The organism is Herbidospora solisilvae (assembly GCF_009901565.1).
Taxonomy (GTDB): Bacteria; Actinomycetota; Actinomycetes; order Streptosporangiales; family Streptosporangiaceae; genus Herbidospora; species Herbidospora solisilvae.
In genome coordinates this window covers 324512-345693 of record NZ_WXEW01000001.1, presented here as the reverse complement: position 1 = coordinate 345693, position 21182 = coordinate 324512, and the positions used below count along the sequence as shown (strand labels likewise).

Here is a 21182-nt window from a genome sequence, read left to right as displayed (position 1 = left end):
GAAGGGGGAGACGTGACCCTGTCACGCCGCGCGATGCTCACCGGCCTGCCGCTGTCGCTCATGGCCCGCCCCGCGACCGCTCTCGCGGCGCCCGCGGGCCCTCCCGGGCGGCTCGCCCACGACGAGGTGTTCTGGCGGTCGGTGGCGGCGGCGTTCCGGGTCGACCCCGGCTTCGTGAACCTGGAGAACGGCTACTTCGGCAGCATGCCCGAACCCGTCAGGCTGGCCTACCACGCCCACTCCGACCGGTTGAACGCGGAGAACAGCCGGTTGCTGCGCACGGCCTACCGGCAGCACGCGGAGGAGGCGGCGGCGCGGATCGCCGGGCTCCTGGGCGTGACGAAGGAGGAGATCGCCTTCACCCGGGGCGGCACCGAGGCCCTGCAGAACCTGATCACCGGCTACCGCCGCCTCGCCCCCGGCGACGCGGTCATGTACGCCGACCTCGACTTCCACACCGGCCAGTCGGCCCTGAACTGGCTGGCCGACCGGCACGGCGCCCGCGTCGAACGCCTGGTGATCCCCGAACCGGCCACCCGCCAGGCGGTCCTGGACGCCTACGCCGCCGCCCTGGAGACGACCCCGCGGCTGCGGCTGCTGCTGCTCAGCCACATGAACAACCGCACCGGCCTGGTCGTGCCCGTGGGCGAGATCGTCGACCTGGCCCGCGCCCGGGGCGTCGACGTGATCGTCGACGCCGCCCACTCCTGGGGCCACCTCGACTTCACCCTGCCGGCGCTGAAGGCCGACTTCGGCGTCTTCTCGCTGCACAAGTGGATGGGCGCGCCCCTCGGCAGCGGCTTCCTCTACATCCGCAGGGAGCGTCTGGCCGACGTCGCCCCCGTGTTCGGCGACGAGTCGCAGGCGGCCGACATCCGGTCGCGGGTGCACTCGGGCACCATGGACGTCGCCCCCATCCTCAGCGTCGGCGCCGCCCTCGACTTCCACGAGAGCCTCGGCGCCCCGGCGAAGGAGGCCCGCCTGCGCTACCTCCGCGACCGCTGGGTCCACCAGATGCGCGACCTGCCCATCGAGATCCTGACCCCGGACGACCCGGCCATGTACGGCGGCATGACCGCCTTCCGCCTCGCCGGGCGCACGTCGAAGGCCGACAACACCGCCGTCGTCGACCACCTCTACACCCGGCACCGCATCTTCACCGTGCACCGCGACGGCGTCGCCAAGGGCGACTGCGTGCGGGTGACCCCGGCCCTGTTCACCTCGGCCGCCGACGTCGACCGCCTCGCCGCCGCCCTGCGGGAGCTGACCGGGCGCTGACGGGGTCAGGTCACCGCGGGCCTGGCGGGGGGCGGCGGTTCCGGCGGTGCCGCCGGCGGGCCCTCGTCGGGGGAGCGGCCCTTGGCGTTGCGGATGAGGGCCACGATCACCGAGGCCACCGGGGCCGCCAGGAACGCGCCCATGATCCCCGCGACGACACTGCCCACCGCCAAGGCCACCAGGATCACCGCCCCGGGCAGGTCGAGCGCCTTCCCGTAGATCAACGGCGCCAGGACATGCCCCTCGAGCTGCTGCACGAGAATCGTCACCGCGATCACGATCACGGCCACGATCCACCCCTTGGCGACGAACGCCACCACGGCCGCCAGCAGGCCCGCGAACAGTGCCCCGATGACCGGCAGGAACGCGCCGACGAACGTCAGCACCGCCAGTGGCAGTGCAATCGGCACCCCGAGGACCCACAGCGTGATGCCGATGAAGAACGCGTCGACGAACCCGACCGCCGCCACGCCGCGGACGTAGCGGCCGATCACGTCGAACACGATGCGGCAGGTGTTCAGGATGTGGCCGCGGCTGCCGCGCGGCGCCAGGTCGGCCACCCAGTGGACCAGGTGGTCGCCGCCGTGGACCAGGTAGACCGCCAGGATCAGGGCGAGCACCCCGCCGACCACGATCTCGCCGGCGGTGCGGACCCCCGTGAGCGCCCCCGACGCGATCTCCTGGCCGCGCTCCGACAGGTATGTCTGGACGTCGACGACGATCTCCTGGATTTTCGCCTGGTCCAGGCCGAACCCCGCGGCGGTCTTCTGCAGGTCGGTGACCACCTGGCCGATGCTGGCGTTGAGCTCGGCGAACCCGTCGATGGTCGGCGGCACCAGCAGCGCGATGAAGGCGGCCAGCACGACGATCACGCCGATGAAGGCGCCCATGGTGGACAGGGTCCGGTTCAGGCCGATGTCGCGCAGGGCGCGGGCCAGGGGCATCATGAGCGTGGTGATGAAGACCGCCAGGATGATGCTGATGGCGACGGTTTTGACCTGGTAGACCATCCACAGGATCACTGCTGTCAGGGCGATGAGGATCAGGATCCGCCCCGCCGTCTTGGCGGCCCTCGTCAGGCCGTCCCCTTCCTCCGCCGGATGTGCCATCGGCGTCCCTCCCCGTGACGTTCGGTGCTCGCCGATGATCGCAGAGATGACGGGGTAGGGGCCAGCTTCCGCGTGGCCGGGACGAGCGCCACGAGGACGGCACGGGGAGAGGGATTCAGGTCGAGCCCGCCGGCTCCAGGTCGTCCTTCACCTCGGGGTCCCCGGCGTCGGCGGTGTAGTCGCGCGGCCGGGTCCCGTCCACGCCCTCGGACGACCCCAGGCGGCGGGCCACCACCGTCACCAGGGCGGCGACCACCAGGTTGACGATCAGGGCCAGGAACCCGGCGTAGATCGTCATCGGCGTGTCGAAGCCGAGCTTGCTCAGCGGGAACGCCGAGCCGCCGAAGTGGGCGTGGTTGTTGGCTGGGTTCGCGATGTTGTAGAGCAGGACCATCCCGGCCGTCATCCCGGCCGTCCAGCCGGCGATCAGCCCCACCCGGTGGAACCACCGCGTGAACAGCCCGAGCGCCACCGACGGCAGCGTCTGCAGGATGATCACCCCGCCGATGAGCTGCAGGTCGATCGAGAACTGGGGGTCGATCAGCAGGATGCACAACACCGCGCCCACCTTGACGACCAGCGAGGTCAGCTTGCTGACCCGGGCCTCCTGCGCGTCGGTGGCGTCGCGCCGGACGTACTCCTTGTAGATGTTGCGGGTGAACAGGTTCGCCGCCGCGATCGACATGATCGCCGCAGGGACCAGCGCGCCGATGCCGATGGCCGCGAACGCGACGCCGGTGAACCAGTCGGGGAACATCCGGTCGAACAACTGTGGCACGACCGTGTTCACGTCCTTCCCGATCGGGGTGATCCCGGCCGCGATGGCCATGTAGCCGAGCAGCGCGATGAGCCCCAGCAACAGGCTGTAGGCCGGCAGCGCCGACATGTTCCGCTTGATCACGTCGCGCGACCGCGAGGCCAGCACCCCGGTCACGCTGTGCGGGTAGAGGAACAGCGCCATCGCCGAGCCCAGAGCCAGGGTGACGTACTGGAGCTGGTTGTTGGCGTTCAGCAGGATCCCGTCACCGGGCGCGGGGGTGCCGGCGAACTTCGCCTCGGCCGCGTCGAAGATCGACCCGAACCCGCCGAGCCGCGCCGGGATGTAGATCACCGCGACGAGGATCACCAGGTAGATGAGGATGTCCTTCACGAACGCGATCAGCGCCGGCGCGCGCAGGCCGCTCTGGTAGGTGTACGCCGCCAGGATGGCGAACGCGATGATCAGCGGCAGGTCGCCGGTCACGCCCATCGTCTTCAGCACGGCCTCGATGCCGATGAGCTGCAGCGCGATGTACGGCATCGTCGCCACGATCCCGGTGATCGCCACCAGCAGCGCCAGGGTCGGCGAGCCGAACCGCACCCGCACGAAGTCGGCCGGCGTCACCAGCCCGTGCACGTGGGACACCGACCAGAGCCGGATCAGCACCAGCATCACCAGCGGATAGGTGATGACCGTGTAGGGCACCGCGAAGAACCCGGTCGCCCCGGCCCCGAACAGCAGCGCCGGCACCGCCACGAACGTGTACGCCGTGTAGAGGTCCCCGCCGACCAGGAACCACGTGATCCACGACCCGAAGTTGCGCCCGCCCAGCCCCCACTCGTTGAGCGAGGCCAGATTGTCGGCCCGCCGCCACCGCGCGGCCACGAAGCCCATGCCGCTGACCAGCAGGAACAGGACGGTGAAGATGACGATCTCGGTGATGTGCTCGTTCATCGGCGGGTCACCCGGTAGACGATCAGGGTCGCCGACACGCTGACGACGAGGAAGGCGAGCTGCAGCCAGTAGAACAGCGGAACGCCGAACAGCCGCGGCTCCTCATGGTTGAACAGGGCCGGTACGAGCGGGATGACCACGGCGAGCAGCAACACCCAGTTCCAGCGGCTGCGGTCCGATCTGGGGGAACGTGGATCCGTCAACGGACTCTCCTTCCGACAGGTTGTCGATTGGAGCGTAAAGTGACGGGTGTCACAGGTGGAGCTCCCATCGACGAGCGGCAGCCTGGACGCGCCGAGTGGTCATGTGCCCGGCCATTCGCCCGACATGTGGAGTCCGGCGTGTTATTGTGTGCCGCATGCGAATTCCTCAGCAGCAGTGGTGGCGCCGCTAGCAGGCGGCCCTCAGCTCAGGTTTTCGCGAAATCGAAACAGGCCGCCCCGGGATTGGGCGGCCTTCTGCGTTTCCGCCCCCGGGGCATGAACGGATCAAGGGGCGACAGTGGAGACCAGCGGTTACACCACGGCGGGCGGCATCGGGGTCGAGCGCGTGGTGCGCGCCGTCCCCGAGGCGGCCCTCGACGAGATCGTCGACTCGCTCGGCACTCGCCGGGGCGGGGCGTTCTCCTCGGGGATGGACTATCCGGGCAGGTACAGCCGATGGGCCTTCGGCTACGCCGATCCCTGCCTGGAGCTCGTCGCGCGGGGCCGGCGCATCTCGGCCCGCGCGCTCAACGACCGGGGCGCCGTCGTGCTCCCCGCCGTCGCGGCCTGTCTCCGCGCCGCCGGTGAGGTCGTCGGCACGCCCACCGCCACCTTCACCGAGGTCGAGGTGCCCGAGTCCGACGAGTGGCTGCCCGAGGAGATGCGCTCGCGCCGCCCCACGGTCTTCACCGCGATCCGCGAGGTCATCGCCGCGTTCAAGGGCGACGACCAGCACCTGGGCCTCTACGGCGCGTTCGGCTACGACCTGGCCTTCCAGTTCGAGCCGATCCGCTACCAGCTCACCCGCCCCGACGACCAGCGCGACCTGGTCCTCCACCTGCCCGACCGCCTCGTGGTGATCGACCGGGTGAAGGAGACCGTGCTGGAGTACTCCTACGAGTTCGCCTACGAGGGCCGCGAGACCAAGGGCCTGCCGCGGACCGGCGACTCCCGTGAGCTGGTCAAGGCCGTCGACATCCCGGCCGACCCCGTCCGGGGCGCCTACGCCGACGTCGTGGCCAAGGCCAAGGAGAAGTTCAAGCGCGGCGACCTGTTCGAGGTCGTGCCCGGCCAGGTCTTCCACGCCCCGTGCGACGACCCGCCCGCCTTCTACCGGGGGCTGCGCACCAGCAACCCGGCGCCGTACGAGTTCATCCTCAGCCTCGGCGACGGCGAGCACCTGGTCGGGGCCTCGCCGGAGATGTACGTCCGGGTCACCGGCGAGCGGGTGGAGACCTGCCCGATCTCCGGCACCATCGCCCGGGGCGCCAACCCGGTCGAGGACGCCGAGGCGATCCGCACCCTCCTGTCCAGCGTGAAGGAGGAGTCGGAGCTGACCATGTGCACCGACGTCGACCGCAACGACAAGTCGCGCATCTGCGTGCCCGGCTCGGTCAAGGTCATCGGCCGCCGCCAGATCGAGATGTACTCGCGGCTGATCCACACCGTCGACCACATCGAGGGTTACCTGCGCCCCGAGTTCGACGCCCTCGACGCCTTCCTCACCCACATGTGGGCGGTGACCGTCACGGGCGCGCCGAAGACGTGGGCGATGCAGTTCATCGAGGACCACGAGGCCACCACCCGCCGCTGGTACGGCGGCGCGGTCGGCTTCATCGGCTTCGACGGCTCCATGAACACCGGCCTCACCCTGCGCACCGCCCAGATCAAGAACGGCGTGGCGACGGTCCGGGCGGGCGCGACGCTGCTGTTCGACTCCGACCCCGACGCCGAGGAGCGCGAGACCGAGCTCAAGGCCAGCGCCCTGCTGGGCGCGCTGGCCGCGGTCGGCCGGGGCGAGGTCGCCCAGGAGGCCGTCGCGGCCGAGCAGCCGGGCGAGGGCCACACCGTCCTCCTCGTCGACTACGAGGACTCGTTCGTCAACACCCTGGCCGACTACTTCCGCCAGCAGGGCGCCAGGGTCGTCACGCTGCGCCACGGCTTCCCGCTCGCGATGATCGAGCAGGTCGCGCCGACCCTGGTCGTGTTGTCGCCCGGCCCCGGCTGGCCGAGCGACTTCGGCACCGACCGCCTGATCGCCGCCCTCTACGAGCGGAGCCTGCCGGTCTTCGGGGTCTGCCTCGGCCTGCAGGCCATGGTCGAGCAGGCGGGCGGGCAGCTCGACCTGCTGCCCTACCCGGAGCACGGCAAGCGCGGGCAGATCAAGCGCGAGGGCGACAGCGCGCTGCTCGACGGGCTGCCCGAGGCGTTCACCGCGGCCCGCTACCACTCGGTGCACGCCAAGCACCCGGGCGTGCAGGGGTTCACGGTCACGGCGGCCACCGCCGACGGCGCCGTCATGGCGATCGAAGACCCCGTCAACCGCCGGTTCGGGGTGCAGTTCCACCCCGAGTCGATCCTCACCACCGAGGGCGGCGCGGGCGCGAAGATCATCGCCAACGTGCTCCGGCTGACCCGGTAAAGATCGCACCGATCGCCTGACCGCCCGGCGTCCCCGGCTCTAAAGTCCTGTCCCTGTCGTAAAAGGGGGACGAGGGAAATGACGCCGGTGCTGCCGGGTCCGGTCCGGGCGGCGCTGGCGGCGCCCCTGGTCGACCACCACTGCCAGGGGGTGCGCCGCGACGACCTGGTCAGGGCCCAGTTCGAGACGCTGATCACCCGGGCGGGCCATCCCGCGCCGCCCGGGACGACCCATTTCGACACCCCCGAGGGGGTGGCGATCCGGCGCTGGTGCGCGCCCGTCCTGGGGCTCGAACCGCACACCCCGGCCGCCGTCTACCTGGCCCGGCGGGCCGAACTGGGCGCCGCCGAGGTCAACCGGACGCTGCTGCGGGCCGCCGGGGTCGTCGCGTTCCTGGTCGACACCGGCACCGATGTTTCGCCCGACCTGCTGTCGGTGGCCGAGACCGGACGGCTCGGGGGCGCGGCCTCCGACGAGATCGTCCGGCTGGAGCGGGTCGAGCAGGACGTCGCGGAGGAAGGGCTGAGCGCGCCCGCCTACCTCGACCGGCTGCGGGGCGAGGTGGCCGCGCGGGCCTCCCGGGCGGTCGGGTTGTCGACCGTGATCGGCTACCGCTGCGGGCTCGACGTCGATCCGGTCCGGCCGGCGCGCGGGGCGGTGCTGGCGGCGGCCGGGCGGCGGGCCGCCGAGCCGAAGAAGCCGCTCGCCGACCCGGTGCTGCTGCGCCACCTGCTCTGGACCGGCGTCGACGTGGCGCGGGAGCGGGCCATGCCGCTGCAGATCCCGTGCGGCCACTCGGGGGTCGAGCTGGGCCTGCTGCACCGGTCCGACCCGACCGCGCTGGTCCCCTTCATCAGGGCGCTGGGCCCGCTCGGGGTGCCGGTCATCCTGCTGCACTGCTCGCCGTACGAGCGCGCCGCCGCGTTCCTGGCCGCCGCCTTCCCCCATGTGCACATCGACGTCCGCGACGGGCTCCCCGAGGTGCTCGGCCTGGCGCCGTTCCACAAGATCATGTTCGGCTCGGGCGGGTGGGGCGTCGCCGAGACCGTCTACCTGGGGGCGCTGCGGCACCGCACCGTGCTGGCCCGCGAACTGGCCGCCCGCATCGACGCGGGCGACTGGTCGGGCGCAGACGCGGAACGGGTCGCGGGGATGATCGGGTCGGGGAACGCTCGTCGGATCTACCGACTCTAAATCGTCTTCAGGTAGGAGGAATCAGCAGATCTTGGCAGAAAGACTTGAAACGCCATGACTGCCATAGAGATCCGCAACCTCAGCAAGTCGTTCGGCGCCGTCCGCGCCGTCGACGACGTCTCCTTCACGGTGGAAGCCGGCACCGTCACGGGCTACCTCGGCCCCAACGGCGCCGGCAAGACCACCACCCTGCGTTCCCTGCTCGGCCTGGTCACCCCCGACTCGGGGGAGGCGCTGGTCAACGGGCGGCGGTACGCCAGCCTCGACCACCCGCTGAACGAGGTCGGCGCGGTCCTGGAGGCCACCAGCTTCCACCCCGGCCGCACCGCCCGCGACCACCTGCGCATCATGACCACCGCGGCGGGCCTGCCGGCCTCCCGGCCCGACGAGGCGCTCGAACAGGTCGGCCTCGCCGACGCCGCCCGCAAGCGGGTGGGCGGCTTCTCCCTCGGCATGCGCCAGCGGCTGGCCCTCGCGGGCGCGCTGCTCGGCCAGCCGAAGATCTTCATCCTCGACGAGCCCGCCAACGGCCTCGACCCGGCGGGCATCCAGTGGCTGCGCGGCTTCCTGCGCCACCTGGCCCACGACCTGGGCGCGGCCGTGCTGGTCTCCAGCCACGTGCTGGCCGAGGTCGAGCAGACCGTCGACAACGTGGTGATCATCGCCAAGGGCCGGCTGGTCCGCCAGGGCAGCCTCGCCGAACTCACCGGCAACGGCGGCGGCGCGGTCCGCGTGAAGACCAAGGACGACTTCGCCCCGGCCCTGCGCGCCGCCGGCGCCGAGGTCGAGGAGGTCGAACCCGGCGTGCTGCGGGTCAAGGGCCTGGACGCCGAGGAGATCGGCCGCCTCGCCCTCGACCAGCGGGTGCTCCTCACCGAGGTCGCCCAGGAGCGCTCCGACCTGCAGAGCGTCTTCCTCGAACTGACCGGCGAGGGGGCCCCGGCATGACGAACCTGATCCGCGCGGAGCTCCAGAAGCTCTTCACCACCCGCCTGTGGTGGGCGATGGCCCTGGTCATGCTCGCCCTGACCACGCTCGGCCTGGCGTTCCTGATCGCCCAGGCCGGGGCCCCGGCGCCCAACGGCCAGCCCGCGCTGCCCGCCCTCGACGACCCGGCGTGGTTGCCGCTGGCCCTCAGCAACGCCAACGGCAACATCTTCACGATGATCCTCGGCATCGTGCTGATGACCGGTGAATACCGCTACCAGACGATCACCGGCACCTTCCTGACCACACCCAAGCGCGGCCGGGTCATCGCCGCCAAGCTGGGCGCGGGCGTGATCATCGGCGCGTTCTTCGCGGTCGTCTCGCTGCTGTTCACCGCCGTCGTCGCCGTCACCGCCGTGCTGATCGGCGGCGGCACGGTCGACCTGACGGCCAACCGCATCCCGCAGCTCGCGGTCGGGGTGCTGGCCACGATGATCCTCTACGCCCTGTTCGGCATCGGCCTGGGCGCGCTGGTGCGCAACCAGGTGGCCGCGCTGATCGGCGGCGTCGTCTGGGCGTTCGTGATCGAGTCGATCCTCAGCTCCTTCCCCGCCCTCCAGGCGGTCGGCAAGTGGCTGCCCGGCGGGGCGGCGCAGGCGCTGATGAGCATCGACTTCGACACCGGCCTCGGGGAGTCGAACCTGCTGCCCGCCTGGGGCGGCGCGCTGGTCCTGATCGGCTACGCCCTGCTGTTCGCCGTCATCGCCAACCTCACCACCACCCGGAGAGACATCACCTGAGGTCGTTATGCTCATGGCCCATGGTGAAGCTGCAGAGTGATGTATCCGTCGAACTGGTCAAACACAGCGCGTCCGACTCGGACGTGCTGTGGGCGGCCCGGGTCTCGACGGCGGGGGAGCAGTCGCTTGAGGAGATCCACAAAGACCCCGAGCGGTCGAAGGGCCTGATCAACTTCCTGATGCGCGACCGCCACGGGTCGCCGTTCGAGCACAACTCGATGACCTTCTTCATCAGCGCGCCGATCTTCGTCTTCCGCGAGTTCCACCGCCACCGCGTGTGGTCCTACAACGAGGAGAGCGGCCGCTACCGGGAGCTGCAGCCGGTCTTCTACGTGCCCGGCCCCGACCGCAAGCTGGTGCAGGAGGGCCGCCCCGGCAAGTACGTGTTCGTCGACGGCACCCCCGAGCAGCACACCCTCGTCTCCGAGACGATGGAGGAGTCCTACCGGGCCTCCTACGCGGCGTACCAGAAGATGCTCGAGGCCGGGGTGGCCCGCGAGGTGGCGCGGGCCGTGCTCCCCGTCGGGCTGTTCTCCTCCATGTACGCCACCTGCAACGCCCGCGCGCTGATGCACTTCCTGTCGTTGCGCACCAAGGACGAACGGGCCGTCGTCCCGTCGTTCCCGCAGCGCGAGATCGAGATGGTGGCCGAGAAGATGGAGGCCCTGTGGGCCGGGCTGATGCCGCTCACCCACGCCGCCTTCAACGCCAACGGGCGCGTCTCCCCCTGATTTGAGTACCCGGGTGCTCAGGCGCCCGCCGCCGGGCGGCTCCATCCTGCGATGACGAACATCGCGGAAGGAGCACCCCGAAATGAGAAGACTGCAGGCCGCCCTGACCGGGTTACTGGTCGTGGCGGCCGTTCTCGTCGCCCCGCCCGCCCACGCGGCGACCGTGAAGGTCACCGTCCACCTCTACCGCGTCGTCGAGATCTCCTGCGACGAGGGCGAGGGGGAGGCATGCGGCAACGACTACTACCCGAAGTTCAAGATCGGCAATGAGGAGCTCTACGACGGCAAGGACGACTTCTGCTGCGCCCACGGAGGCGACTTCCGGACCAACTGGATCCACTCCGCCGACGTCGACACCAGCCAGAACCCGGTCGACATCCACATGGAACTGTGGGACCAGGACGACCTCAGCGCCGACGACGCCATCGACTGGGGCGCGCCGGGCGACCACGTCGACCTGAAGTTCGACCTGAACACGTGCCGGTTCACCGGCAGCGGCCTGACGGCGCAACAGGGCGCGGGCGTCACGTCGCTGGCGGGGGAGAGCGAGCAGAGCGCCGTCGACTCGGCGCGCGGCTACTTCACCATCACCACCCCCGACTGCCTGGAGAAGGCCAAGACCACCGACGGCGACGGCGACGGCCTCATGGACGTCTGGGAGGCCCCCGGCCGCGGCCTCGACGCCGACGGCGACGGCACCGTCGACCTGCCCCTGGGCGACATGGGCGCGCTGCCCTACCGCAAGGACCTGTTCGTCGAGGCCGACCACATGAAGGACGCCGCTCCCGTGGCGGGGGCGATCACCGACGTGGTGAACGCGTTCGCCGCCGCCCCGGTCGACCAGTACGAACCCGGCAAGTACCGCGGCGTCAACCTGCACGTGCTCAGCGGGGAGGAGGTGCCCCGGATCGACGTCGTGAAGTTCCACGACCCCGGGACGGGTGACCTCGACGACTTCAACGACCTCAAGAGCGGCAAACCCGACCTCCCCTGCGACGGCCACTTCGGCACCGCGGCCGATCGCGCGAGCCCGAACTGCGCGAACATCCTGAACGCGCGCCGCCAGGTCTACCGCTACATGATCTTCGGCCATCAGTACGAGGCCGACCCCGACTCCTCGGGCCAGGCCGAGATCGACGAGGTCACCCTCGAAGGCGGCAACGACTTCATCGTCACCGTCGCCACCTGGGACTTCGACGACGACGCCGAGCGGCGGGTGATCGAGGGCTCGACGTTCATGCACGAGCTCGGCCACACGCTGAGCCTCGGCCACGGCGGCGGCGACCACGTCAACTGCAAGCCCAACTACCTGAGCGTGATGAGCTACGTCTTCCAGTTCCCGCGCCGCGACCCGAACCGTCCGCTCGACTACAGCAGCGCCGCCAAGGGCACCGCCTTCGGCGTGCCGCTGAAGGAGACCGAACTCGACGAGAACAAGCGCCTCCACGCGACGGCGAACCCGGCCCGCAAGATGATCTGGGGCCTCAACGGCAAGTGGCGGCTCGACGACGCCAACGACCAGGCCCTCGACTGGAACGACGACAAGACGCTCGAAACCGACGCCGATGCCGACATCAACTGGATCGACTCCATCGGCGACCCGGGCAAGGGCTGCAACATCCAGGAGAAGACCGAGCTCAAGGGCCACGACGACTGGGCCGGCATCCAGTACAACCCCCGCCTGCACGTCGGCTTCTTCGCCGACGGCCTGCGGCGGAACCTGCCCGTGGAACTGACGGAGACCGACTACAAGGCGATGGCGCAGCAGGCCGACCTGAAGCTCGCCAAGACCGCCGACCGCGCGACGGCGACGGGCGGCGACACCATCTCCTACACCGTCGGCGTCACCGACCTCGGCCCCGGCCCGGCGAAGGCGATCGAGGTCACCGACACCCTGCCCGACGGAACGGTCCAGCGCCGCACGCTGCCCGACCTGGCCGCCGGGGCGACCACGACCACGCCGTTCAGCTACCAGGTGCCGTGTGAGGTCACCGACGGCACGGTGATCACCAACACCGCCACGGTCACCGGCACCGACGCCGAGGGCGTGCCCGACCCGTCGCGGACCGACAACACCGCCTCGGTGGAGACGACCGCGCGGGCGCCCAAGCTCACCGTGGCCCAGACGGCGACCCCGTCGGTGCGCGCGGGCGAGGCGATCACGTACACGATCACCTACGCGAACGCGGGCGGTGACGCCGCCTCGAACGTGGCCGTCACGGCGACCCTGCCGAAGGACGTCTACTACAGCACGCCGCTCGACCTGGGCGCCGGGCCGAAACCGGCCACGGTGACCCTGAACGCCGACGGCACCCGGACCCTCACCTGGAACCCCGGCGACCTCGCCGCGGACTCGGGCGACCGGGCGATCGTCTTCACCGCCCGGCCGACCCTGCTCGCCCTCCAGGGCGCGGTGTTCACGGCGACCGTGTCGGTGGCGTACAAGAACGGAAGCGGGGCCTGCGTCTTCGCCCCGGTCACCGCCTCGTCGTCGACCACGGTCACCGTCGTCGCGCCGGGCCGGAACCCGATGGTACGGGCGTTGTGGGCGCTCCGCGACGACCTGCGCACGGCCGAGGTCCTGGCCCGGGTGCAGGCGACCGACACCCGCTGGGACGGCGCCGACGGATCGGCCCCCGACGGCAGGTTGTCGCAGCAGGAGGCGGACGCGGTGTTCTTCCTGCCGGTCACGCAGCCGCGCACGCTGCGCGCCGACCTGCTGGCCGCCCTGCTCAACACGGCGACCCGCAGGATCAACGCCGGCACCGTCGTGAGCACGCCCACGACCAGGGCCCTCGGCCTGGGCACGGTCGGCGACACCGTCCGCTACGCCCAGACCACGCTGGCCCAGCCGCCGTCGGTGCCGAACCTGGTGCGGTACGCCAAGACCGGCGTCGTCCTCACCGAGGTCAACGCCGGGGTGGCGGAACGGTACTAGCTCAGCGCGGGAAGCACGTAGACCTCGGCGCCCGGGGGGAGCTCGCAGTCGAGCCCGCCCAGGCGCCGGGCGTTCTCCCCGCACACGAAGATGCCGATGTGCCGCCGAAGCGCGCCGTATTCGTCGCGCAGCCGCCCCTCCAGGTCCGGGTGGGTGCGGCGCAGCGTGTCGAGCGCGCCCCCGAGAGTCGGGGTCTCCGACTCCCCGGGCGCCACGGCGAACACGCGCACCTGGGTGTCGTCGCCGATCCAGTGGCGCAGGGTGGTGGGCAGCACGAAGGTCACCAGGGTGACCGGCCGGGCTTTCATCCGTTCATCGTGCCAGGCCCGCGGCGTTCGCGGGCGCGGTTCAGGGTTCGCCCTGGATCGCGTCCCGGTGGATGGACGACAGCGGCACCCCGCTGTCGAGCAGCCGCCGCACGGTCGTGTTGACCATGGTCGCCGGTCCGCACACGTACACCTCGTGGCCGGTCCACGTGTTGATCCTCGGCACCACCTCGTCGAGATCGCCCCGCATGCCCGTGTACGAGTCGTCGTGCGACACCACCGGCAGCACGCTCAGCCACGGGAAGCCCGACTCCAGGCGGCGCAGGTCGGGCAGGTCGTAGAGCTCGGACGCCCGGCGGGCGCCCACGATCATGGAGATGTTGGGCCGCCGTCCCGAGGAGATGACCTGCTCGACGATGGCCTTGAGCGGGGCCAGGCCCGTGCCGCCCGCCACGCAGAGGATGTCGCGCTCGCCGTCGGGCGGGGCCATGGTGCCGACCGGCGGGCCGAGGAGGATCTGGTCGCCGATCTTGGTGTGCTGCGCGAGCGCGGTGCTCACCCAGCCGCCCGGCAGGGTGCGCACGTGCAGCGTGATGGTGTTGTCGGCCCGGGGCGCGTTGGCGATGGAGTAGGTCCGCCAGACGCGGGGCCAGCGGGCGACCTGCACATTGACGTACTGGCCCGGCACGAAGTCCATGCGCTGGCCGGGCCGGAGCGTGACGACGGTGATGTCGGGCGCGCGGCGGTCGTGGTCGACCACCTCGGCCAGCCACCAGGCGGGGTTCCTGCCCGCGTCGGCGTCGGCCGCCCCGATCATCGCGTCGGCGGCGGCGGTGTAGGCGGCCACCCAGGCCGCCTCGATCTCCGCGTTCCAGATCTCGGCCGCGAAGCGTTTGATCGTCGCCAGCAACGCGTTGCCGACGGCGGTGTAGTGCTCGGCCACGACCCCGTACTTACGGTGGTCACGCCCGAGTTGTCCCAGATACCCCCCCAGGCTGTCCGGGCTGTCCAGCATCCAGACGATCCGGGTCAGCGAGCCGAAAAGACGGTCTCGCGTGATGTCCATCGCCGGGGGGAACATGCCCCGGAGATGCGGACTCTGCGCGAACAGGCGGCCGTAGAAGTACGCGGCTGCTCGCTCCGCGACAGGCTCGACGACGGAGAAACTCTCTTTGACGAGGCGCGGATTCAACGACATGTAATGGTCCCACCCTGAGTGACCGGAATAGGTTCTTCCGGTCTGCCGATCCACCTCCCTGACGGTTCCGGGTGAACGAGCGCGGCGGCCCCCCGGCACAACCTTCGCTCATTTGGGAGTCTTCCACTCTGAGATGCACGTCACAACTGATTCACCCCAAAGGCGACTGTTGGTAGTCGGTACGTCATCCTCCGTGAGCTCAGGTCTCGACATTTTCGGACAAGAAACGCGAATGTCATTCGTGTTGTTACGAGGGGCGCTGACTGATACGTGGGATACGTGACAAAACCGAAATCAAGTGCGCCATGATGGGCATGCCGTCGCGCGCAACCTACTGGAGACTCCATGGCCCGTCCGATCATCGGCATCACCAGCTACCTTGAGGCCGCCCGCTGGGGCGCGTGGGTGCGGGAGGCCGTGGTCTCCCCGCAGGGATACTCGCGGGCCGTGGAGAAGGCCGGGGGCGTCCCGGTCGTGCTGCCCGCGCTGCTGCCGGCCAACGTCGACGACCATCTGCGCGGCCTCGACGGCGTCCTGCTCGCCGGCGGCATCGAGGTCGACCCCGGTCTCTACGGCGAGCCGCGCGAGCCGCGCGTCGACGAGCCGCAGGCCCACCGCGACCGCTTTGAGATCGCCCTGGCCAAGGCGGCGGTGGCGGCCGGCAAGCCGGTGCTCGCGGTGTCGCGCGGCATGCACGTGCTGAACGTGGCGCTCGGCGGCTCGCTGATCCCGTGGTTGCCCGACGTGGTGGCGCACGACCGGCACACCGGCGCCCGGCACACCGTGATCATCAGCGTGTCCAGCAAGATCGGCAAGGCGGTCGGCGACCGTCTGGAGGTGAACGCGCCGCACCATCAGGCGGTGAAGAAGCTCGGCCAGGGGTTGCTCGCGGTGGCCTGGGCCGACGACCAGATCGTCGAGGGCGTCGAACTGCAGGGGCACCGCTTCTGCGTGGGCGTGCAGTGGCACCCCGAGCGCGGCGCCGACAACCGTCTCATGGAGGCCCTGGTCGAGGCGGCCCGGCCCTTCTGACCGGCGCGGACCGTCAGCCGCCGTCGAGGAGGCGGCGGCCCAGCGGGGTGAGGCCGTGCAGGACGGCGGGCCCGCGCCGGGTGCTGGTGATCAGGCCCGCCTGCCGGAGGGTCTTGGTGTGGCGGCTCATCGAGGCGAGCGAGGCGTGCAGCCGCGTGGCGAGCTGGGTGGTCGAGGAGCTGTGCCGCAGCGCGGCCAGCACGGCGGCGCGGGTCGGACCCATCAGTTCGGCCAGCGAGCCGTCCGTCCCGGTCCCGGCGGCCCGGTGTTCGGCCGCGATCGGGTAGACCACGACCGGCGACAGGTCCGGGTCGGCGAGCGACACCGGCGTCCCGTCGCAGAAGAACGACGGCACGAACCGCAGTCCCCGGCCGCCGAGGTGGAGGTCGCGGTCGGCGGGGTGGCGCACCTCCAGCACCGGACGCCGCCAGCGCATCATCGGCGCGAAGCCGCGCAGCAGCGCCTCGACGCCCCCGGCGAGCAGCGTGCCCGTCCGCGTCGCGACGTCGGCCTCGACGCTCGCCCGGACGAGGTCGTCGTGGGCGCCCACCGCGGCGCGGTGGAAGTCGCCCAGGGCGCGCGCCAGCTCGGGCAGGCCGGCGGGGAGCCGGCGCGCGGCGGTGTCCAGTTCACGCCGCAGCCGCCGGGGGTCCGTCGCGCGGACGGCGTCCAGGCCCGCGTCGAGCCCGGCCGCCGACTCGGCGGGGGTGAGGAAGTCGGGCACGTAGCGGCCGCGCGGGGCGAGCGCGGCGAGGAGCGCCGCGCCGGGCCGCATCAGGTCCGTCAGGTCGGGGCGGGCGCGCAGCCGCGCGGTCCACGGGCGGAGGTGGGCCGGCGGGGCCGGGTCGCCCAGCCGGAAGTGGCTCAGCAGGACCTCCCACAGGGGGTCGGCGACGGTGCTCAGGCGGGTCCGCGCGATGTCCTCGGCGGTGAAGTGGATGCGCAGCACCCGCCGAGTGTCGGCGGCCCGTCTTGACACCGGCTTGCCGCTCCGACCTGCGTCTATACCCCACCTATACCGAGGTGCCGGACGCTCCCGGTCATGTCGAACCGGGGTTGGGAGTTCCGGCTGCTCGGGCCGGTCGAGGTGTGGCACGGCGGCGGGCGGATCGGGCTCCCCCGCCGCGCGCAGCGCTGCCTGCTGGGCCTGCTGCTGCTGGAGGCGGGCCGGGTCGTCCCGGTGAGCCGGTTGCTGGAACTGCTGTGGGACGACGACCCGCCCGCGCACGCCCGGGGCGTCCTGCACAGCCACGTCGCCCGGCTGCGCGGCGCCCTCGATCCCGACCGCACGGGGTCGCGGGGCTTCCGGCTGCTGCTGCGGGGCGACGGCTACGTGGCCGAGACCGACGCGGGCGCTGTCGACGTGCACCGCTTCCGCGACCTGGTCGGGCGGGCCGGCCTGGCGGGTCCGGGCGGCCGGGCCCGCCTGCTCCGGGCCGCCCTGGCGCACTGGCGGGGGCCGCTGCTCGCCGGCGCGGCCACCGACCGGGTCCGCGACCGGCTGGGGGCGGGCCTGGAGGAGCTGCGGCTGTCGGCGGTCGAGTCGTGCGTGGAGGCCGAGCTGGAGTGCGGGCGGCACCGGGAGCTGCTCCCGGAGCTCGCCGACCTGGTGCGGCAGCACCCGCTGCGGGAGCGGCTGATCCGCGCGTACATGCTGGCCCTCTACCGCGACGGCCGCCGTCCCGACGCCCTGGCGGCCTACCGCAGGGCGCGGGGCGACTTCGCCCGGGAGCTCGGCCTCGAACCGACGGGCGGCCTCGGCGAGGTGCACGACCGGATGGTGCACGCCGACCGGTCGCTCGACCTGCCGCCTGCGGGGGCGCGGCGGGTGGGACCGTCCGCCGCCTGGTGGTGACCCTCACCGGGCCAGCTGGATCACGTACGTGGCGGCCGTCACCGTCGCGGTCGTGCCGAGCAGCAGCGTCAGCACCCGTTCCCCGGCCCGCCGGGCCACCGCCGCGCCGAGCAGCGCCCCGGCGACGCCGCCGAGCCCGGTCGCGATCCCGACGTGCCAGACGGGCGCGGCCGGGGGCGTGCCGATGTGGAAGGCGTCGAACAGGCTGTAGGCCACCAGCCCGCTCAGCGACGTCGACAGGGTCGAGGTGAGGGCGAGCGGCGCGGCCCGCGCCACGCTCTGGTGCGCCGCCGCCACCAGGACCGGAGCCAGCATCGACCCGCCGCCGATCCCGATCGTGCCCCCGATCGCCCCGGTCACCAGCGCGAGCACCGCCAGCGGCAGCGCCCGGACGGGCCGGGAGTCACCGCCCCGGGCCCGCGCTCCACGCACCGCCCGCACGAGCAACTGGACGCCCAGCGGCGCGAGCACCGCGATCACCAGCAGCCGGAACCGCGCCGGATCGGCGAACAGCGTCACCCGCCCGTACGCCCCCACCACCGCCGCCGGCACGCACGCGCCCGCGACGACGAGCAGCTCGGCCGCCCGCCCGCGGAACGCCGGCGCGCGCAGCAGCGCCAACGGGGTCGACACCGCGTTGAAGACCAGGTTGGTCGCGCTGATCGCGGGCCCGCTCACCCCCAGGACGCTCGCCTGCAGCGGCAGCAGGAATACCGCTCCGGAGACCCCGACCGGGGTGCCGAGCGCCGCCACCAGGAAGCCGGCCGCCAGCGCCAGCACGATCTCCGCCATGTCCCCCCCATTCTCCGGGAACATAGTAGGGAAAGCATGGAACTAGGGTGCGGTGCATGACACTGCACGACCGCGCCCGCGTGTACCTGGACCGATTCCCCCCGGCCGTCGACTACGTCCCGCCGACCCTCGCCGAGATCCAGGAGAGCCGTCCCGTCGACGGCGACGCCGAGGGCCGGAGCCCGCGCATCCCGCTGCACGAGGTCACCGACACCGCCGTCGCCGGGGTGCCGGTCCGGATCTTCCGCCCGGCGCCCGGCGACCTCCCCGTCGTCGTCTACGTCCACGGCGGCGGCTTCGTCTTCGGCAGCGCCGACGTCGACGACCCGATGTGCCGCGACCTCGCGGCCCAGACGGGCGCGCTGGTCGTCTCGGTCGACTACCGGCTCGCGCCGGAACACCCGTTCCCGGCCGCCGTCGACGACTGCTGGGCCGTGGTGGAGGCGGTGCTGCGCGAGCACCCGACGGTCGCGGTCATGGGGGAGAGCGCCGGGGCCAACCTCGCCACCGTCTGCGCCGCCCTGGCCCGCGACGCCGGGCTGCGCCTCGCGCACCAGATGCTCGTCTATCCCTGCACGGAGATGCGTACCGACACCCAGGGCTTCGCCGACGAGGGCCACCACAACCTGGAGACCGCCCGCGTGGCCTGGCTCTTCGACCAGTACGCCGGCGCCGCCGACCGCACCGACCCCCGCTTCGCCCCGGCCCTGCTGCCGGACAAGACGGGCCTGGCCCCCGCCACGGTCATCACCGCCGAGCACGACCCGCTGACCGCCGAGTGTGAGCGCTACGCGGCCGAGCTGGGCGCGGAGTACCGCTGCTTCGCCGGCTCCCTGCACGGCTTCTTCGGCCTGCCCGGCTTCTTCCCCGAGGCGGCCGAGGCCAGGAGGTACGCCGCCGACCGCCTCAGGGCGTCGTTCTAGAACGACCGGGGCAACCCCAGCACCTGCGTGGCCAGGTAGTTGAGCAGCAACTGCTCGGTCACCGGGGCGACCAGCCCGATCCGGGCGTCGGCGAGCAGCCGGGCCACCGGATACTCCAGCGAGTAGGCCATGCCGCCGTGGGTCTGGAACGCCGCGTCGGCCGCCTCCCAGAACGCCTGGGAGGCGGTCAGCTTCGCGATGTTGGCCTCGGTCCCGCACGGCTCGCCCCGGTCGAAGAGCCACGCCGCCTTGTAGAGCATCAGCCGGGCCAGCTCGATCTTGGCCTTGACCGCCGCCAGGGGGAACGCGATGCCCTGGTTGGCGCCGATGGGCCGCCCGAACACCTCGCGCTGCCTGGCGTACTCGACGCCGACCCGCAGGGCGACCTCGGCCCCGCCGAGCGCGGAGGCGCCGAGCAGGATGCGCTCGGGGTTGAGGATGTCCCACAGCACGACCGCCCCGCCGTGCACCTCGCCGACCACGTTGCGGGCGGGCACCCGCAGGTCGTCGAAGAACACCATGTTGGACGGCGTCGTGTTGGCCCCCATCTTCGGGATCGGCCGGTAGGACAACGTGCCCGCCGCGACCGCCTCGGGCACGTTGACCAGCAGCACCGTGAGCCCGTTGGTGCGGGGTCTCGCCTCGGCGGCCGGGATGGTGCGGGTGACGAGGAGCATCCAGGTCGCCCGCTGCACCCCGGTGATCCAGATCTTCTGCCCGTTCACCACGAACTCCGACCCGTCGAGGCGGGCCGAGGTGGTGATGGCCAGCGAGTTCGACCCGGCGTCGGGCTCGGTCAGCGCGAAACAGGTCTCGATCTCCCCGGCCGCCAGCCGGGGCAGCAGGTCGGCCCGCTGCTCGGGGGAGCCGTGGCGGGCGATGGTCATCGCCCCGAAGCCGGGCGTCAGCACGTAGGTGAAGGCCGACCCTCCGGCCGACCCCGACGCCGACAACGTCTCGGTCGCCACCGTGAGCTCCAGCAGCCCCTGGCCGCCCCCGCCGAACTCCTCGGGGACCGCGAGGCCGAGCCAGCCGCCCTTGGCGAGCTCGGCCCACACCTCTTCAGGCCACCGCTTCTCGGCCTCGCACCGCTCCCAGTAGGACATGTCGTAGTGGGAGCAGATCTCGCCGATGCCGTCCCGTACGGCCTGCGCGCTCTCCGGCAGCCTGAAATCCATGCCGCATTCTAGAACGCGTTCTCTATCGTCGGTCGCGGGGCCGCCGGGCGTGGTAGACGAACGCCGGAGGCAGGTTCGGCCACACGGTCCGCCCCATCACGACCTCCTCGAACGAGGCGAACAGCGCCCGCCGGATCCGTAGCGCGGGCGGCAGCATCATCGCGTGGACGTAGGCGAACATCGTGAACGCCCCCTCCGGCTTCAGCGAGCCGAGGATGCCGTTCAGCAGGCTGTCCTGCAGCTTGGGGGAGAACGCGGCCCACGGCAGGCCGCTGATGATCACGTCGGCCCGCGCCAGCCCCCGGTCGGCCAGCAGCGTCGGCAGCCCGCACGCGTCGTCGACGACGACCTCGACCCCGGGGTGGCGGTCGGACAGGTGGGCCGCCAGGGCGGGGTTGATCTCCACGGCCAGGTGCCGACCCCGGCCGCCGAGCCGGCGCTGGATCTCCGCGGTGAAGGAACCCGTTCCAGGCCCGAGTTCGACCACGACGGGGTCGCCCTGCTCCGGGATGGGCGCGCACACGGCCTCGGCGAGCCGGCGGGAACTGGGGGCGATCGCGCCGACCGAGGCGGGGGAGCGCATGAACTGCCCGAAGAAAAGGGCTGATTCGTTGGCCATGGG

The 21182-nt window shown here is 71.8% G+C and carries 19 protein-coding genes; 10 read left to right on the top strand and 9 right to left on the bottom strand.

The window, feature by feature from the left end; genetic code table 11:
• Positions 1–12 precede the first annotated feature (12 nt).
• The gene (locus GT755_RS01610) at positions 13–1278 is read left to right on the top strand and encodes an aminotransferase class V-fold PLP-dependent enzyme (protein WP_328794113.1); all 1266 of its coding nucleotides are present in this window, start codon (positions 13–15) and stop codon (positions 1276–1278) included.
• Positions 1279–1283: 5 nt separating this feature from the next.
• On the opposite strand, the gene GT755_RS01605 is transcribed toward GT755_RS01610, so the two are convergent.
• The 3 genes from GT755_RS01605 to GT755_RS01595 form a co-directional block, all read right to left on the bottom strand.
• Complete coding sequence (locus GT755_RS01605) at positions 1284–2387, bottom strand: AI-2E family transporter (protein ID WP_161477893.1); 1104 nt, start codon at positions 2385–2387, stop codon at positions 1284–1286.
• 115 nt (positions 2388–2502) lie between these two features.
• On the bottom strand, positions 2503–4101 hold the full coding sequence (gene mctP, locus GT755_RS01600; RefSeq protein ID WP_161477892.1) for a monocarboxylate uptake permease MctP: 1599 nt from the start codon (positions 4099–4101) through the stop codon (positions 2503–2505).
• On the bottom strand, positions 4098–4304 hold the full coding sequence (locus GT755_RS01595) for a DUF3311 domain-containing protein (protein WP_161477891.1): 207 nt from the start codon (positions 4302–4304) through the stop codon (positions 4098–4100). The genes mctP and GT755_RS01595 overlap by 4 nt, the downstream gene beginning before the upstream one ends.
• Before the next feature lie 298 nt (positions 4305–4602).
• Here GT755_RS01595 and GT755_RS01590 point away from each other — a divergent pair, with 298 nt between their 5' ends.
• The 6 genes from GT755_RS01590 to GT755_RS01565 all read left to right on the top strand — a co-directional run bounded on the left by GT755_RS01590 (position 4603) and on the right by GT755_RS01565 (position 13316).
• Positions 4603–6726, top strand: coding sequence for an anthranilate synthase component I (locus tag GT755_RS01590; RefSeq protein ID WP_161477890.1), 2124 nt, complete (start codon positions 4603–4605; stop codon positions 6724–6726).
• Between the two features lie 78 nt (positions 6727–6804).
• Positions 6805–7920: an amidohydrolase gene (locus GT755_RS01585; RefSeq protein ID WP_161477889.1), complete on the top strand. Its 1116-nt coding sequence runs from the start codon at positions 6805–6807 to the stop codon at positions 7918–7920.
• A gap of 54 nt (positions 7921–7974) precedes the next feature.
• Positions 7975–8868 (top strand): ABC transporter ATP-binding protein, encoded by an 894-nt coding sequence (locus GT755_RS01580; RefSeq protein WP_161477888.1) that lies wholly within the window; start codon positions 7975–7977, stop codon positions 8866–8868.
• On the top strand, positions 8865–9647 hold the full coding sequence (locus GT755_RS01575; protein WP_161477887.1) for an ABC transporter permease: 783 nt from the start codon (positions 8865–8867) through the stop codon (positions 9645–9647). The genes GT755_RS01580 and GT755_RS01575 overlap by 4 nt, the downstream gene beginning before the upstream one ends.
• 20 nt (positions 9648–9667) lie before the next feature.
• Positions 9668–10378 (top strand): FAD-dependent thymidylate synthase, encoded by a 711-nt coding sequence (gene thyX / locus GT755_RS01570; RefSeq protein WP_161477886.1) that lies wholly within the window; start codon positions 9668–9670, stop codon positions 10376–10378.
• 82 nt (positions 10379–10460) lie between these two features.
• A complete protein-coding gene (locus tag GT755_RS01565) occupies positions 10461–13316 on the top strand; it encodes a DUF7507 domain-containing protein (protein ID WP_161477885.1) in 2856 nt (951 codons plus the stop codon).
• On the opposite strand, the gene GT755_RS01560 is transcribed toward GT755_RS01565, so the two are convergent.
• Positions 13313–13624 carry a ubiquitin family protein gene (locus GT755_RS01560; protein WP_030453580.1) on the bottom strand — a complete coding sequence of 104 codons (312 nt, stop codon included), beginning with the start codon at positions 13622–13624 and terminating at the stop codon, positions 13313–13315. The genes GT755_RS01565 and GT755_RS01560 overlap by 4 nt on opposite strands.
• Positions 13625–13664: 40 nt before the next feature.
• Positions 13665–14780, bottom strand: a complete 1116-nt coding sequence (locus GT755_RS01555) for an FAD-binding oxidoreductase (RefSeq protein ID WP_161477884.1) — start codon at positions 14778–14780, stop codon at positions 13665–13667.
• Between the two features lie 345 nt (positions 14781–15125).
• On the opposite strand from GT755_RS01555, the gene GT755_RS01550 reads away from it, so the two are divergent.
• Positions 15126–15812 carry a gamma-glutamyl-gamma-aminobutyrate hydrolase family protein gene (locus GT755_RS01550; RefSeq protein ID WP_161477883.1) on the top strand — a complete coding sequence of 229 codons (687 nt, stop codon included), beginning with the start codon at positions 15126–15128 and terminating at the stop codon, positions 15810–15812.
• 13 nt (positions 15813–15825) lie between these two features.
• On the opposite strand, the gene GT755_RS01545 is transcribed toward GT755_RS01550, so the two are convergent.
• Complete coding sequence (locus GT755_RS01545; RefSeq protein ID WP_161477882.1) at positions 15826–16761, bottom strand: ArsR/SmtB family transcription factor; 936 nt, start codon at positions 16759–16761, stop codon at positions 15826–15828.
• 93 nt (positions 16762–16854) lie between these two features.
• Between GT755_RS01545 and GT755_RS01540 the strand changes: the two genes are divergently transcribed.
• Complete coding sequence (locus tag GT755_RS01540) at positions 16855–17667, top strand: AfsR/SARP family transcriptional regulator (protein ID WP_161477881.1); 813 nt, start codon at positions 16855–16857, stop codon at positions 17665–17667.
• A gap of 3 nt (positions 17668–17670) precedes the next feature.
• Here the strand turns inward: GT755_RS01540 and GT755_RS01535 are convergent, their stop codons facing one another.
• On the bottom strand, positions 17671–18459 hold the full coding sequence (locus GT755_RS01535; protein ID WP_161477880.1) for a TSUP family transporter: 789 nt from the start codon (positions 18457–18459) through the stop codon (positions 17671–17673).
• A gap of 56 nt (positions 18460–18515) precedes the next feature.
• On the opposite strand from GT755_RS01535, the gene GT755_RS01530 reads away from it, so the two are divergent.
• Complete coding sequence (locus GT755_RS01530; protein WP_161477879.1) at positions 18516–19382, top strand: alpha/beta hydrolase; 867 nt, start codon at positions 18516–18518, stop codon at positions 19380–19382.
• Here GT755_RS01530 and GT755_RS01525 read toward each other — a convergent pair.
• Both GT755_RS01525 and GT755_RS01520 read right to left on the bottom strand, forming a co-directional pair.
• Entirely contained in the window at positions 19379–20560 is a 1182-nt protein-coding gene (locus GT755_RS01525; protein ID WP_161477878.1) for an acyl-CoA dehydrogenase family protein, read from the bottom strand. The two genes, GT755_RS01530 and GT755_RS01525, sit on opposite strands and share 4 nt — an antisense overlap.
• Before the next feature lie 22 nt (positions 20561–20582).
• A complete protein-coding gene (locus tag GT755_RS01520) occupies positions 20583–21179 on the bottom strand; it encodes a class I SAM-dependent methyltransferase (protein WP_161477877.1) in 597 nt (198 codons plus the stop codon).
• Positions 21180–21182 lie beyond the last annotated feature (3 nt).